The sequence below is a fragment of the Nostoc sp. DedVER02 genome, from assembly GCF_034530675.2.
In the GTDB taxonomy this organism is placed as follows: domain Bacteria; phylum Cyanobacteriota; class Cyanobacteriia; order Cyanobacteriales; family Nostocaceae; genus Nostoc.
Window position 1 is genome coordinate 79,943 of record NZ_JAVRCP020000026.1, and the last position, 13,643, is coordinate 93,585.

Below are 13,643 nucleotides of genomic sequence, written 5' to 3' on the forward strand. Positions count from 1 at the left end.
AGATTCTTAACTCACGCCTGATGTGAATTAAAAACGCTTCTTATGGCATAAGGATTTCTGTGTCTACCCTAGATCGGGGTTTGAAAAAATCGAAGCCTGATTCACTTTGAACATAATTCCCAACTCCTAACTCCTCTACAGAGGCGATTAATCGTGTCTCTCCAAACTCCTGTAGAGAGGCGACTAATCGCGTCTCTACTGCTAAGTAGTTTTTGTTGGGGCCAACTTTACATTAGTAGCCAGACCAACCGCTTGTAGCAATTGAATAGTGATCCAGGTTAAATCGATTTCCCACCATTCCAGCCCATGACGAGCCGAGTATTGAAAAGCATGATGGTTATTATGCCAGCCTTCACCAAAAACTAGTACGGCTACCCACCAGCAATTAGTCGATTGATCCCCAGAATCATAGCTCCGATAGCCAAACTTATGAGTAGCGCTGTTTACCAACCAAGTACAGTGGTAAACCCAGATAATGCGAACAAAAATTCCCCAGATCACGAAAGGCCAGCCACCCAGATACAAAAGTAATACACCTAGAGCAATCTGGAGCAGAATGAAATATTTTTCTAAAAACTGATAAACTGGGTCTTCGGCAATGTCTTTGGTGAAGCGAGGAACGTCATCGTGGGAGGGACAAAAATGAATTAGCCAACCCATGTGACTCCACCAGAAACCTCTATTAGAATCATGGGGATCGGTAGGTGTATCAGAATTTAAATGATGGATGCGATGTGTCCCAATCCACTCAATTGGGCCGCCTTCACAGGAGAGTGTACCGAAGAAAATCAGGAGATACTCTAGCCACTTGGGAGTTTGAAAACTACGGTGGGTAACAAGGCGGTGAAATCCTAAAGTAATGCCTAAACCACCAGTTATCCAGTACAGTAATAAACCTACACCAAGGGCTGTCCAGCTAAAGTTGCCAGGAACAAAGGCAAATAAAGCACCGATATGCAGTGCAATGAAAAACAGGGTATTAACCCAGTTAATTTTCGGTTCGGTTGAAGTAGCAATTGTCATGCAGTAACCTGAATTTGAATTTTCCAGCTTAGTAAGTGCGATTTTAAAATCCGCATATTTATAATTTAATTTTTTTGAGACGAGGAACTGAATGAACAGCTTAGAACAGCTGCGGCAAGCAGAACAGGCACTATTAGCAATTTTTTCTGGAATTGACACTCAGGTCAAGCATAATCTAAAACGAGTGCTGGATGCTTTTCGTAATCACCGTGTGGGCGCACACCACTTTGCAGGTGTAAGTGGCTATGGTCACGATGATTTAGGACGAGAAACTTTAGATAAAGTTTTTGCCGAAGTCATGGGTGCTGAAGCTGCGGCTGTGCGGGTGCAGTTCGTTTCGGGAACTCACGCGATCGCTTGTGCTTTGTTTGGTGTTCTCCGTCCTGGAGATGAAATGTTAGCAGTGGTCGGTTCTCCCTACGATACGCTTGAAGAAGTCATTGGTTTACGAGGCAAAGGTCAAGGTTCCCTTATCGAGTTTGGCATAAATTACCGCCAATTAGAGCTAACCCCAGAAGGAACTATAGATTGGGCAGCTTTAAGTACTAATGTGACTGAAAACACGCGTTTAGTGTTAATTCAGCGCTCTTGTGGCTATTCTTGGCGACCTAGTTTATCAATTGCTGATATTGAAAAAATCGTCCACTTAGTCAAACAGCAAAACCCAAACACCGTTTGCTTTGTGGATAACTGCTACGGCGAATTTATTGAAACAAAGGAACCTACATCTGTAGGTGCTGATTTAATGGCGGGATCGCTGATTAAAAATCCTGGTGGAACCATTGTCAGCGCTGGTGGTTATGTCGCCGGTCGCGCCGACTTAGTAGAGGCATCCGCCTGTCGCCTCACTGCTCCCGGTATTGGGAGTTATGGCGGTGCTACTTTTGACCAAAATCGTCTGCTATTTCAAGGCTTATTTTTAGCGCCGCAAATGGTCGGTGAAGCAATGAAAGGGACGTATTTAACTGGTTATGTATTTGATAAACTCGGTTATCCAGTGAATCCGGCTCCCCTTGCTCCCCGTGGTGATGTAATTCAGGCAATTAAACTTGGTTCTGCCGAAAAGCTAATTGCTTTCTGTAAAGCTATACAACAGCATTCTCCCATCGGCTCTTACTTAGATCCTGTTCCAGATGAGATGCCGGGATATGAGAGCAAGGTAGTTATGGCTGGTGGGACATTTATTGAAGGGAGTACTTTGGAGTTATCGGCTGATGGCCCTTTGCGTGAACCTTATGTAGTTTATTGCCAGGGGGGTACTCATTGGACTCATGTAGCGATCGCGCTAGAGGCTGCCATTAATGCGATTGGAAGTGCTGGCAGTGGATTATAGCACATATTACGCACTGCATGAGGTTTATTGAGAAATTAGTGAAAGGTGATGCCTACGGCTGGCTACGCCTACCCATTTGTTATTTCGGCGTACTCATTTGTTATTTCGGCGTACTCATTTGTTATTTTGGCGTACTCATTTGTTATTTCGGAGTACCCATTTGTTATTTCGGCGAACTCATTTGTTATTTTGGCGTACCCATTTGTTATTTCGGCGTACCCATTCGTTATTTCGGCGTACCCATTTGTTATTTCGGCGTACCCATTTGTTATTTCGGCGTACCCATTTGTTATTTTGGCGTACCCATTTGTTATTTCGGCGAACCCATTTGTTATTTCGGCGTACCCATTTGTTATTTCGGAGTACCCATTTGTTATTTCGGAGTACCCATTTGTTATTTCGGCGATCGCATTGTTCTTAATCTATCAAACTACCAAATGAGTGTTACCTAGCTGATGCATCTTTATCAAAATTCCCCCAACCCTCCTTTGAGAGGACAATTGGGGGAATCAATCGTTATTAGAGCAGATGTGAATGCAACTCTATACCAATGATTAGCCACCGATATTTGTTATACGGTCAATCAAAGGAGGAGCGCTTGAACCGTTACCTTGTGCCTGTGGCATTTTCGAAGTACCATGCAGTCTGGGATCGGGCACAGGAGGTTGAGGTTCTGGGCCTAGTGGTTGGGGATTTTCCACATACTCAAATTCGCCTTTGCCATCCATTGAGGGGCCTTTTGCCCAACGACCCTCAGAGCTTTCTGTGCCTTCTGAGTGATTCCAGAACTGATAAGAAAACTCGCGTTTCTCCAATTCCAACGGGAAGGAACTGGGGACTGGCGTGGTTTCCAATCCAGAGCTTTCCAAATCCTCAATGGTTGCTAGCCATAAGTTTTGATGCATGGTATCACGAGCGATCATAAAGCTCAAGGTATCTTTCACTCCTGGATCGTCGGTCATCTCATACAGTCGTACTGCCTGCAAACGTCCTTGACTTTCGGCGTGGAGATTAGACCGGAAATCTGCCAACAGGTTGCCACTGGAAACAATAAAGCGACCATTCCAAGGATAGCCGACGCTATCAGATGGTGTTGCACCCAAACCAGACACAATAGCGTGTTGGGGGTTCATTGCCGCCGCCATAATTACATCTCGTGGGCTACTACCGCCCATTACAGCACCTACTACCGCATCTTTTGCACTTTCTTCTTGCATTTTGAGCGGCGCTTTATCTAGAAGATGGGCAATCATCGTTGCCAGCATCTCAATGTGACCGATTTCTTCAGTACCAACATCTAGCAGCATATCTCGGTACTTGGCAGGGCCTCGACAGTTCCAACCCTGAAACAAATACTGCATCATCACGGTCATTTCACCAAAAGTACCGCCGATGAGTTCTTGAATTTTCATTGCGTAAACTGCATCTGGTTTTTCTGGCGGCTTAAAATACTGAAGTTTCTTATTGTGATAAAACATTTGAATTCCTCTGTTAATAGATGTCGCTTACACAAAATCAAACAGTTGCCAAACTTTTATGCGATTTTGTGTAGCCTCTTATTACTAGGAAACTAATCAAATGCTTTATCTTCATCAGCCTCTAGTCTGATAAAAAAAATACTTTTAAATAAGTATTACGACTAGGGCTTTTTTATTTATAGTTCTGTCTAGGAAAGGATTTCAGAAAGCTGTGGCTTCTTTCGAGAAAGGTATAACCAAAAGGCAGTAAGTAAAACTGCGTAAATAATTAAAGGTTTGTAGTAAGGACTTTAGTCCTTATTTTAGGACTAAAGTCCTTACTACGAACTCGATTATAATAATTTTACATTACTAAACATATTTCGATTTATTCGCACCGACTTACTTAGTTGACTGTATCGTTTTAGTGGGCTAGATAGCGAGTCAAAATAAAAAGGGGAACAACACTGTTGTTCCCCTATGAACGCTTTATATTCTATGCATTTGAAAGCAGCTATAAGTTTTTAGCGATACCTTCTCTACGAGAGGCTTCGCCAACGGTGAGCTTCTCTACGAGACGCTGCGCGAACGCTAACGCAAAATTTTCAGATATAGCAGGAGTCAAGGTGGTTAGGACATCAACAGGTGATGAAGCTTAGACACAAAAAGACTTTTCACCCAGTCCCCAGTCCCTTGCTATAACTCAAAATCAGTTTTCGTCTCGCCCGTGAACTTGAGCAGGTGGACTGGTTGCTTCAACAGCAGTAAATGATTCTAAAATTTTATAGGTGTGGCTAGCTCCTTGTGGTACTACCCAAGAGTTACCTGGCTCTAGTAAAATCGTTTGCCCTTCAATATGCAATTCTGCACGACCATTGACTACATAACCAACAGTTTCATATTCCCGTGCTGTTGGCTCTTTAGGTTCGTTTGGTGGCTCATTCTCCCATAAGCGCATAGAAATAGTTTTGCCAGATGCAAGATATTTCTGACCAAGTTGACCTTTAGGCGAATGGCTAGAGTCTACTTTGATAACGGTTGTATCAGACATATTTTTTGCCTCTTTATACTTTTAACATTGGGCATTGGGCATTGAAAATTGGGAATTGGGAATTGGGAATTGGGCATTGATTATTTTTCCTCATCCTCCTGCACCCTGCCCCCTGCCCCCTGCTCCCTCCCCCATTCCCTACTACGGTTTGAGTACAACTTTGATGCAGTTATCTTTCTTGTGCTTAAAAATTTCGTAGCCGTGGGGCGCTTGTTCTAGAGGTAAAGTATGGGTAATGATAAATGTTGGATCGATGTCACCGTTTTGGATGTGTTCTAGCAAGGGTTTTAGATACTTGTGGACATGCGTTTGTCCCATTTTGAAGGTTAATCCCTTGTTCATGGCTGCACCCATCGGGATTTTATCTAAAAAGCCACCGTACACACCCGCAAGTGATACGTGACCACCTTTAGCAGCAGATACTATTACTTGCCGTAATGCTGTTGGACGGTCTGTTTCGAGGCGTACTGCTTGCTTTACTTGGTCGTAGAATGCCATAAAGTCTGTGCCGTGTGCTTCCATTCCCACTGCATCAATACAAGCATCGGGGCCACGGCCACCAGTCATTTCTTTGAGTGCTTCGCCTATATTCACTTCTTCGTAGTTGAGAACTTCTGCTTTGCCATATTCTTTAGCCATTTGCAGACGTTCGGGAACGCGGTCAAAGGCAATTACCCGTTCCGCACCTAGCATATATGCGCTTCTGATGGCAAATTGTCCAACTGGGCCACAACCCCAAACAGCAACAATATCGCCGGGTTTAATGTTGCAATTTTCTGCTGCCATGTAGCCAGTGGGAAAAATATCTGTTAGAAATAGCACTTGCTCATCCGTTAAACCATCGGGAATTTTAAACAAGCCGACATCGGCAAAGGGTACTCTTGCATACTCTGCTTGACCGCCAGCGTAACCGCCAAATAAATGAGAGTAGCCAAATAGACCTGCTGGTGAATGTCCCATTTGCTTTTCTACTAACCAAGCATTGGGGTTAGAGTTGTCGCACAGTGACCATAAATCCCGATTGCAGAAAAAGCAGCTACCGCAAGATATAGTGAAAGGAACAACGACGCGATCGCCTACCTTCACATTTTTAACTGCACTTCCAAGTTCTACCACTTCTCCCATGAATTCATGACCAAGGATATCGCCTTTTTGCATGGTGGGAATGTAGCCGTCATAAATATGCAAATCTGAACCACAAATTGCCGTGGAAGTAATTTTAACAATGGCATCGCGTGGGTTAATAATTTTGGGGTCGGGAACTGTATCAACCCGCACATCGTTTGCTCCATGCCAGCAAACTGCTTTCATAATATTTAGTCCTTAGTTATAATTTTTGGCTCGTTAATATCAAGATAAACACTCGATTTAGCCTGATTTTGAGACGCAATAGTTATCGCGTCTCAGGAAATTTTCAGAGATTGTTCAGTCTAGCAGTCAAAAAGTTAGACTCAAAAATTGCTACTAATGGTCTGTCCCATTAGTTTTGCTAGGTTTGTAGTGAGCGATTTATCGCTCAAATCAAGGACTAAAGTCCTTACTACGAACTTTTATAACCCTTCAAAATTTTTGGGACAGATCGCTAGTCTAGACTCTATCTCTGAGTTGCTTGCTAGGAGGAGTTCGGTAATAACCTTCTTTAGTTTCAGTCAATGGCTGAACTGTTTCTTCGACTTTATTTTTTGTAGACTTCAGAAACTCTTTTGTAGAGCGAGGAGTCTCTTCATCCAAGTTTAGTTTCTCGCGGATAGTATCAGCAGCGCCTTTTAATTTATTACCAGTATTTTCTACTTGGGGACTATTTAGTTCCTCTGGTATTCCTTTATAGTAAGTGCCTTCTGGAGTTTTAACATCAGCTTGAGCTACATTAATGTCGCTAAAAGCTTGACCTAACAAAAACATAAATCCTACGAGAAAAACTACAACGATTTGAGAAATGCGAATATTCCGCAGCCAAGAAATTACTCGATTCATAAAAAACCTCAATTACATTATGTTGGGTGGACAATTCAAAATCCTAAATGACTATTCAGGGTTTAAGAACAACTTTGATGCAGTTATCCTTTTTTTGTTGAAAGATTTTGTAGGCGTGGGGTGCTTGTTCTAGAGGCAATTGATGGGTGACAACAAAGGATGGATCTAGTTTTCCATCCAAAACCATCTGTAATAATAAATGCATATATTTTTGCCCATGCATTTGTCCCATCCTAAAGGTTAGACCTTTATTAAAGGCTGCACCAAATGGTATTTTGTCTACAAAACCACCATAAACACCCATGATTGAAAGAGTCCCGCCTTTACGACAGGCAACCATCATTTCCCGCAGAACGTGGGGACGGTCGGTTTCCAATTTGAGCTTTTGTTTTGTTTGGTCGTAGAAGTCTTCAATACCAACACCGTGTGCTTCTAAACCCACAGCATCAATGCAAGCATCGGGGCCACGTCCACCAGTCATCTCTTTCAACGCTTCGCCAGCATTAACTTCTTCGTAGTTAATCACTTCTGCTTTGGCAAACTTTTTCGCCATTTCCAGGCGTTCAGGAAAGCGATCTATTGCGATCACTTTTTCGGCTCCCATCATATAGGCGCTAATCATGGCAAATTGTCCAACAGCACCGCAACCCCAAACGGCTACAGTATCACCCGGTTGGATATCGCATAACTCTGCACCCATATAACCTGTGGGAATAGCATCGGAGATGAATAACAACATCTCATCCGGTAAATCTGGCGGAACTTTAACGACACCCACATCAGCAAAAGGTACACGGATATATTCTGCTTGTGCCCCTGCATAACCACCTAACATGTGGGAGTAGCCATAAATGGCTGAGGTGATATTGCCAAACAATTGTTCTTGAATCCAACCTTTGGGATTGGAATTATCGCACAATGACCACATATCACCTTGGCAATAATGGCAATTACCACAGCCAATTGTGGAAGGAACAACAACGCGATCGCCTATTTTTAAATTGTTGACTCCCTTACCGACTTCCACGACTTCCCCCATGAATTCGTGACCGATAATGTCACCCTGTTGCACTGTGGGAATATAGCCGCCATAAATATGTAGATCGGAACCACAAATTGCTGTGGAAGTAATTTTAATAATCGCATCACGCGGGTTGAGAATTGTCGGATCTGGTACCGACTGTACCCGCACATCATTAGCACCGTTCCAGCAGACTGCTTTCATAGTTATTAGTCCTTAGTCATTGGTCATTAGTCATTGGTCATTGGTCATTGGTCATTCGTTTTAGGCAAAGGACAAATGACAAGGGACAAAGAACAAATAACTAGCTGCGTCCAGAAGGTTGACCTTCGGTTGTGGCAATTTCGCCTGCTTCCATTAGCATTTTGAAACGGCGTAATTCATCACCAATTTGCTGTTCTGGTTCTTCACCAAAAAGTTTAGCTACGGTAGCTGCTAATGCTCCACCGGGTGGGTTATACTCCAAAACAACCTTAACTTCCGTGCCGCGATCGCCTGGTGCTTTTTTAAAGCGAACAAAACCAGAATTATCAACATCTGCACCTTCTATAGAAGCCCAAGAAATAAATTCATTTTCCCGATCTTCCAAAATATCTGCATCCCATTCTACGCTGTTACCCAAAGGTGCATTTGCTACCCAGTGAGAACGTTTTTCGCTGTCCACTCTGACAGATTTGAGATGCTTCATAAATGTAGGTAGATTCTCAAAGTTGTGCCAAAAACGATACAATTCTTCTGGCGATTTATTGATAGTTACCGTCTTTTCAACTTTGATGGGTTGGTTTATTCCTATTACTTCTTGTGCTTGCTGAATTGTGCTTTGCTTAGTTGCACCTTGATAGAGTAAACCACCCCCAGCTAAAGCCGTCAAAGCTCCCCGCAATGAACCTTGTCTTAAACCCATCAGCACCATTGCACCGCCACCAATGAGAGATGCCCAACGCTCTACTTCACCAGCTTCAGTCTGATTAGTATTTTGTTTATCCCCTGATGTTGAACTCACTTTTTATATCTCCATCACAGTAATAAGAATTGTGCAAACAATAACCTAAAAAAAAGATTTTTACCTAAAGTCAATTCAGAAATTACCCTAATAGGTTCAGTTCTGTGACAGTAGAAACTTCGCAAACCCCCACTGATAGTACGAACATCTTGTAATTACGAATTACGAATTACGAATTACGAATTACATTGAAACTGCTGCTCCTGTAGTCGGTTTAGGAGCCTGAATGTTAACACCTATCCGTGCCCGATATAGTTCTGCTAATCGCTGTTCGTATTTCAATAAATCGTGGTAAATTTGTTTGAAAATAGCAGTTGCTACAGGGTCAGTGAACATTGCAGCCAAATTACCAATATCGCCGATACCAGTTTGTATATCTCCTAAAGCAGAACGTAACTGATATATGTCATCACTTCCTGTTAAGGCAGTTTTCACTTTGGCATACTGATTAGCAATATTTGCCCCTAAAGAGGGTTTTTCATTCAATATCTGAATATAGGTTTCTAATTTTCCGATGTGGCGTTGTTTATTAGCAATTATTTCTTGAAAGACTGAGTTTACTTCGCTATCTGATTCCTTTTCCAAGTACTTTTCAAATGCTTCTAACGAATAGCGCTCACCAGCAAGGGCATTACTTAAACCTCTGCTAATATCACCTTTAGTTGAGCCACCCCAAGCATCAGCTAGCTTCCACCATTCAGCAGTTGTGTCTTTTTCATTTGGTAATGCAGCATCTTTGCCACCATAACCCAAACGGCTTAATATAGCTGTGGTGAAAATTGGTAAGTCTCCAGGTTCACGAGATGTAATCAAATTCCCGTCAACTACCACTGGTTCATCTAGATAATTTGCGCCAGCGTTGATCATATCTTTGGCAATAGCGATAAAACCAGTGGCTTGTTTACCTTTGAGTAAGTCGCCGTCAATTAAAACTTGTGGCCCGTGGCATACCGCAGCGACTAATTTTCCTTGTTGCATGGCTTCTTGAACAAAACGTACTGTGTTAGTGTTCCGCCGCATTTTATCGGGAGCCATACCACCGGGAATTATTACTGCGTCGAATTGGGCTGCGATCGCTTCTGTAGTAGTACCATCAGCTTGGATACTAAGCTTGCCGCGTTTTCCCTTATATTTTTCATTCATTCGGGAACCAAGGACTACTACCTCTATTCCGGCTTGTTTTAATCCATTATAAGGAACTGCAAATTCTGCATCCTCTACTGCCTGTTCAATGAGAATAGCAACTTTTTTATTACTGGAATGATTGTTATGGTCAGTCATAGACGTTATTACCTGTTTATTTCTAGTATTTAAATAACTACAATATTCATCAATTGGCAGAGTGAAAAATCTTAATTTTTTACTGGAATAGATTCACTCAAGTTTTGATTTTTTGTAAGGATTCAGCACCCAGGAGTCAGGAGCTAGAATTTATCAGGAATCTAGAATGATTGGTATATTTAGTCATCAAATGTTCTCATGATTCTTTAACTATTCTGAATTCTGAATTCTGACTCCTGAATTCTTACGATTTTTTCTTTAATGAAAATAGCTATGAGTAAGAAATTATCTACTGAATAATTTCGGTTTCACAACTTCTAACTCATAACTAAAAACTTCAACTACAAGTTGCTTGACCATGATTTCATATTTCTCATAGTATGGTGCGATCGCTACCTTAGCGTCGTACTAAGGGGATAGATTCTTTTATTTCTAAAGCTATACATCTTTAGTAAGATAACTTTGTTACAAGAAAACGTTATTGTGATAAAGCAGAAAAAGGCTAGTATCATGGCAGAAAAAAATCATAATGACGAAATTGAAACCAATGATTTGCCACAGGAAATCACCGAATCCTACGGTACTGGTGTAAAAGAGTTGCCAGGATACAATATTGGTGGACGCTCAATGCAAGCAGAAAGACAGGAGTATACAGAAACTAGTCCTGAACTCACTGGTGGGGATGTTGATGCTTATTGGCAAGATGCAGATGCAGTGGGGGATGAAGCTGTTGGTGGTAGTACTGCAACTCCCGATAAAAATGTAACTGAAGAGCTAGAAGCAGCAGTGGGGCTAGAAATGGCTGACTCTGAGTTTCTCCATACCAATGATATTTTAGAGGATCGTGATGGCGATCGCTGGGAGTTAGATCCAAAGTCTTCTGAAGATTATCAAGATCGGCGAGAATAAAACCAGATTGTTCCTACTGTAATTTCACAAATTTGGTGGCGGCATTAATAAATTAATGTCGCCAAATTATTATTATTTTTATAATCACTGTCCCAATCAGTTAGGCTCTATCTAACGAAATATATCTTTATAACGAATATCTCAATTTTGGAGAATTTTAAATGCTAAATTCTTCCAAATCTTTTGTTAATCATAATTTTGGTATTTGATATTTGACTTTTATCTAACTTTAATATCTCTAATGCAGGACTACAGTCTGCCAGATTTATGTTTTGTTGATAATTGTTCTTCTTTCTGATTTTAATACCTCTATCTTCGGTAGGGTAAAACGTTAAATGTAAATTTGATAACGTTATTAATAGCACTCATAAATTCCAATTGGAGTTAATAATGACATATACACAAACTGGCGATCCAACTATTCGGGAACATGTTCAAGCTTGGCAACAGTTGGATGTGGATCAACAACTGGCTTTGTTTTGGTTCATTTACAAAGAAATGGGTGGCTCAATTACACCAGCTGCTCCTGGTGCTAGCACTGTTTCCCCAGAAATTGCGGAAGGTTTGTTTAATCAAGTTAAGGAATTATCTCACGAACAACAATTACAAGTTCAGCGTGACTTAATTAATAAAGTGGATACCCAAATTTCTCGTGAATATGGTTCTTTGGGTGATACCACTAAACTCCTATTCTGGTATCGATTATCTCAAGGTATGGATAGTGGTACTATCATCCCAGTACCTGCTGACTATGAACTTCCCTCAGAATGCAAAGCATTATTTGGTAGAATTCAAGGATTAGGGTTTGAGCAACAAATTACTCTTTTCCGTGATTATGTTGCGCCAATGGGTGCTGAAGCAAAAGCCGGTGCTGAAATTTAGCACTGTTTGAAGTTTTTAAGCTGCTTGAGGTTATCTATTTAGTCTTTGATAAATAAATACAGAGTAAAAGCTAAAACTCTTACTCTGTAGGCATTTATTTTTTTAAGAAAATCAGCAAGTTTTGTTTTGTACTCAATATTCAAGTCAGAATTATAATTTTCGTTTAACAATTTTTAGTTAATTAAGTAGTTAATTACTTTGAGGTGCTTATGACTTCTACAAATGTCAATTTTTTAGAACAAAGTGTATCAAAATTCCAAAGTTTGGATACAGACGATCGCTTGACGGTTCTAGCGTTACTTTATACTGAAATTGGTGATGAAATTCCGTCGCTCTGTCTGAATAATACACCAAATGAACAGACTGCCAATTTAGTTGCACAGATTCAAAACTTACCACAACAGGAACAGGTTCCTGCTTTGCGTCAATTGCTAAACCAAAATGAAGTAGGAGAAACAGCAATTCCTACTGAAGAGTACGCTTCAATGAATGCTGAAGATAAATTAGGTTTTTGGTATCAATTAGCCCAAAACTTGGGAACTACAATTATCGGTGTACCAGATGATCATATACCTTCTGAAAAAGCTACAGAAGTAGTAGATTTACTTCACACACCAAACATTGAAGATTTAGTAACTTTCTTCAAGCGCGTGCTGTAACAGTTTTGAGTTAAGAATCAAAGGTGAGGCATAGCCCAATACAGTTTAGATAAGACCAAAACACTTGTAGAGAGGGCGATTTATCGCGTCTCGAAAACCAAAATTTTTGACCAATAGCCCTTAACTGAGCCGTATTGAGGCATAGCCTCACCTTTATATTTAAGTTAATTCTTATGGTATTTTTTTCTTGGATCTCTGGGTGAGGATATCTGATGTTTCCGCTCTGGTTACAAGCGGGTTTTTGGGGTTTAGTTGGCGGTTCAGCACTGCTGTTAGGTTCCGCAGTGGGTTACTATGGCAAAATTCCTCAACGAGCGATCGCGGCAGTTATGGCTTTTGGTGCAGGTGTGCTAATCTCAGCACTATCGTTTGAACTGATGGATGAAGCTTACAAACGCGGTGGTTTTGACTCAACAGCTATTGGTTTTGTAGGTGGTGCAGCTATTTACACAGCAGCAAACTGGTTTCTAGCTTATCAGGGTGCTAAACATCGCAAGCGTTCAGGCGAACAGCAACCATCTGAAGAAGATCAAGGTGGAAGTGGATTAGCGATCGCAATCGGCGCATTACTCGATGGAATTCCCGAATCTATTGTAATTGGTGTGAGCATGATTGAGGGAGGAGTTGTCAGTTGGGTTACTGTAGCGGCTGTTTTTCTCTCTAATGTTCCAGAAGGACTTTCCAGCGCCGCTGGGATGAAAAAAGCAGGACGTTCAACTGCTTACATTTTCAGTGTGTGGGGAGGAATCGCCATCATCTCCGGTATAGCATCACTTTTAGGTTATGCTTTGTTCAGTCACTTCTCAGCAGAAATCATCGCCGCAACCACCGCTGTAGCCGCAGGTGCTATTTTAGCAATGCTTACAGACACCATGATTCCAGAAGCCTTCGAGCAAGCGCATGATTTTGCTGGAATGATAACTGTACTTGGATTTCTTGCTTCTTTTGTTCTTAGCAAACTCTAGAAGAGACAAGTACCGCAAGGCGGAATTAAAAATTGAAAATTAAAAATTAAAAATGAATACAGTGTAAGCGTTTCATAGATGTGAA

Annotated in this window: 13 protein-coding genes; 5 read left to right on the plus strand and 8 right to left on the minus strand. The window is 41.4% G+C overall.

From position 1 onward, the window contains the following. Positions 1–201: 201 nt before the first annotated feature. Complete coding sequence (locus tag RMZ41_RS22830) at positions 202–1,023, minus strand: acyl-CoA desaturase (protein WP_322643894.1); 822 nt, start codon at positions 1,021–1,023, stop codon at positions 202–204. Positions 1,024–1,114: 91 nt separating this feature from the next. Between RMZ41_RS22830 and RMZ41_RS22835 the strand changes: the two genes are divergently transcribed. Further along, a complete protein-coding gene (locus tag RMZ41_RS22835; RefSeq protein WP_322643893.1) occupies positions 1,115–2,356 on the plus strand; it encodes a methionine gamma-lyase family protein in 1,242 nt (413 codons plus the stop codon). 554 nt (positions 2,357–2,910) lie between these two features. Here RMZ41_RS22835 and RMZ41_RS22840 read toward each other — a convergent pair. From RMZ41_RS22840 to RMZ41_RS22870, 7 genes are all read right to left on the minus strand, one after another. Next, positions 2,911–3,834: a manganese catalase family protein gene (locus RMZ41_RS22840; RefSeq protein WP_322643892.1), complete on the minus strand. Its 924-nt coding sequence runs from the start codon at positions 3,832–3,834 to the stop codon at positions 2,911–2,913. A 688-nt stretch (positions 3,835–4,522) separates the two neighbouring features. Beyond that, the gene (locus RMZ41_RS22845; protein WP_322643891.1) at positions 4,523–4,864 is read right to left on the minus strand and encodes a cupin domain-containing protein; all 342 of its coding nucleotides are present in this window, start codon (positions 4,862–4,864) and stop codon (positions 4,523–4,525) included. Between the two features lie 141 nt (positions 4,865–5,005). Continuing rightward, positions 5,006–6,175, minus strand: a complete 1,170-nt coding sequence (locus RMZ41_RS22850) for a zinc-dependent alcohol dehydrogenase (protein ID WP_322643890.1) — start codon at positions 6,173–6,175, stop codon at positions 5,006–5,008. A gap of 276 nt (positions 6,176–6,451) precedes the next feature. Next, positions 6,452–6,838, minus strand: a complete 387-nt coding sequence (locus tag RMZ41_RS22855; protein WP_322643889.1) for a hypothetical protein — start codon at positions 6,836–6,838, stop codon at positions 6,452–6,454. A gap of 55 nt (positions 6,839–6,893) precedes the next feature. Continuing rightward, positions 6,894–8,063, minus strand: coding sequence for a zinc-dependent alcohol dehydrogenase (locus RMZ41_RS22860; protein WP_322643888.1), 1,170 nt, complete (start codon positions 8,061–8,063; stop codon positions 6,894–6,896). 100 nt (positions 8,064–8,163) lie between these two features. Continuing rightward, positions 8,164–8,862, minus strand: coding sequence for an SRPBCC family protein (locus RMZ41_RS22865; protein ID WP_322643887.1), 699 nt, complete (start codon positions 8,860–8,862; stop codon positions 8,164–8,166). Positions 8,863–9,045: 183 nt separating this feature from the next. After that, positions 9,046–10,143, minus strand: coding sequence for a DJ-1/PfpI/YhbO family deglycase/protease (locus RMZ41_RS22870; protein ID WP_322643886.1), 1,098 nt, complete (start codon positions 10,141–10,143; stop codon positions 9,046–9,048). Positions 10,144–10,653: 510 nt separating this feature from the next. On the opposite strand from RMZ41_RS22870, the gene RMZ41_RS22875 reads away from it, so the two are divergent. The 4 genes from RMZ41_RS22875 (at position 10,654) to RMZ41_RS22890 (ending at position 13,558) form a co-directional block, all read left to right on the plus strand. Then, the gene (locus tag RMZ41_RS22875) at positions 10,654–11,052 is read left to right on the plus strand and encodes a DUF6335 family protein (protein WP_322643885.1); all 399 of its coding nucleotides are present in this window, start codon (positions 10,654–10,656) and stop codon (positions 11,050–11,052) included. Between the two features lie 390 nt (positions 11,053–11,442). Further along, positions 11,443–11,934: an orange carotenoid protein N-terminal domain-containing protein gene (locus tag RMZ41_RS22880; RefSeq protein WP_322643884.1), complete on the plus strand. Its 492-nt coding sequence runs from the start codon at positions 11,443–11,445 to the stop codon at positions 11,932–11,934. Between the two features lie 209 nt (positions 11,935–12,143). Next, the gene (locus RMZ41_RS22885; protein WP_322643883.1) at positions 12,144–12,593 is read left to right on the plus strand and encodes an orange carotenoid protein N-terminal domain-containing protein; all 450 of its coding nucleotides are present in this window, start codon (positions 12,144–12,146) and stop codon (positions 12,591–12,593) included. A gap of 212 nt (positions 12,594–12,805) precedes the next feature. Beyond that, the gene (locus tag RMZ41_RS22890) at positions 12,806–13,558 is read left to right on the plus strand and encodes a ZIP family zinc transporter (protein WP_322643882.1); all 753 of its coding nucleotides are present in this window, start codon (positions 12,806–12,808) and stop codon (positions 13,556–13,558) included. Positions 13,559–13,643: the final 85 nt, after the last annotated feature.

Excerpts from the sequence above, each read along its gene's own strand:
- RMZ41_RS22830 (WP_322643894.1), bottom strand. The coding sequence starts at position 1,023 with ATGACAATTGCTACTTCAACCGAACCGAAAATTAACTGGGTTAATACC.
- RMZ41_RS22835 (WP_322643893.1), top strand. The coding sequence starts at position 1,115 with ATGAACAGCTTAGAACAGCTGCGGCAAGCAGAACAGGCACTATTAGCA.
- RMZ41_RS22840 (WP_322643892.1), bottom strand. The coding sequence starts at position 3,834 with ATGTTTTATCACAATAAGAAACTTCAGTATTTTAAGCCGCCAGAAAAA.
- RMZ41_RS22845 (WP_322643891.1), bottom strand. The coding sequence starts at position 4,864 with ATGTCTGATACAACCGTTATCAAAGTAGACTCTAGCCATTCGCCTAAA.
- RMZ41_RS22850 (WP_322643890.1), bottom strand. The coding sequence starts at position 6,175 with ATGAAAGCAGTTTGCTGGCATGGAGCAAACGATGTGCGGGTTGATACA.
- RMZ41_RS22855 (WP_322643889.1), bottom strand. The coding sequence starts at position 6,838 with ATGAATCGAGTAATTTCTTGGCTGCGGAATATTCGCATTTCTCAAATC.
- RMZ41_RS22860 (WP_322643888.1), bottom strand. The coding sequence starts at position 8,063 with ATGAAAGCAGTCTGCTGGAACGGTGCTAATGATGTGCGGGTACAGTCG.
- RMZ41_RS22870 (WP_322643886.1), bottom strand. The coding sequence starts at position 10,143 with ATGACTGACCATAACAATCATTCCAGTAATAAAAAAGTTGCTATTCTC.
- RMZ41_RS22875 (WP_322643885.1), top strand. The coding sequence starts at position 10,654 with ATGGCAGAAAAAAATCATAATGACGAAATTGAAACCAATGATTTGCCA.
- RMZ41_RS22880 (WP_322643884.1), top strand. The coding sequence starts at position 11,443 with ATGACATATACACAAACTGGCGATCCAACTATTCGGGAACATGTTCAA.
- RMZ41_RS22885 (WP_322643883.1), top strand. The coding sequence starts at position 12,144 with ATGACTTCTACAAATGTCAATTTTTTAGAACAAAGTGTATCAAAATTC.
- RMZ41_RS22890 (WP_322643882.1), top strand. The coding sequence starts at position 12,806 with ATGTTTCCGCTCTGGTTACAAGCGGGTTTTTGGGGTTTAGTTGGCGGT.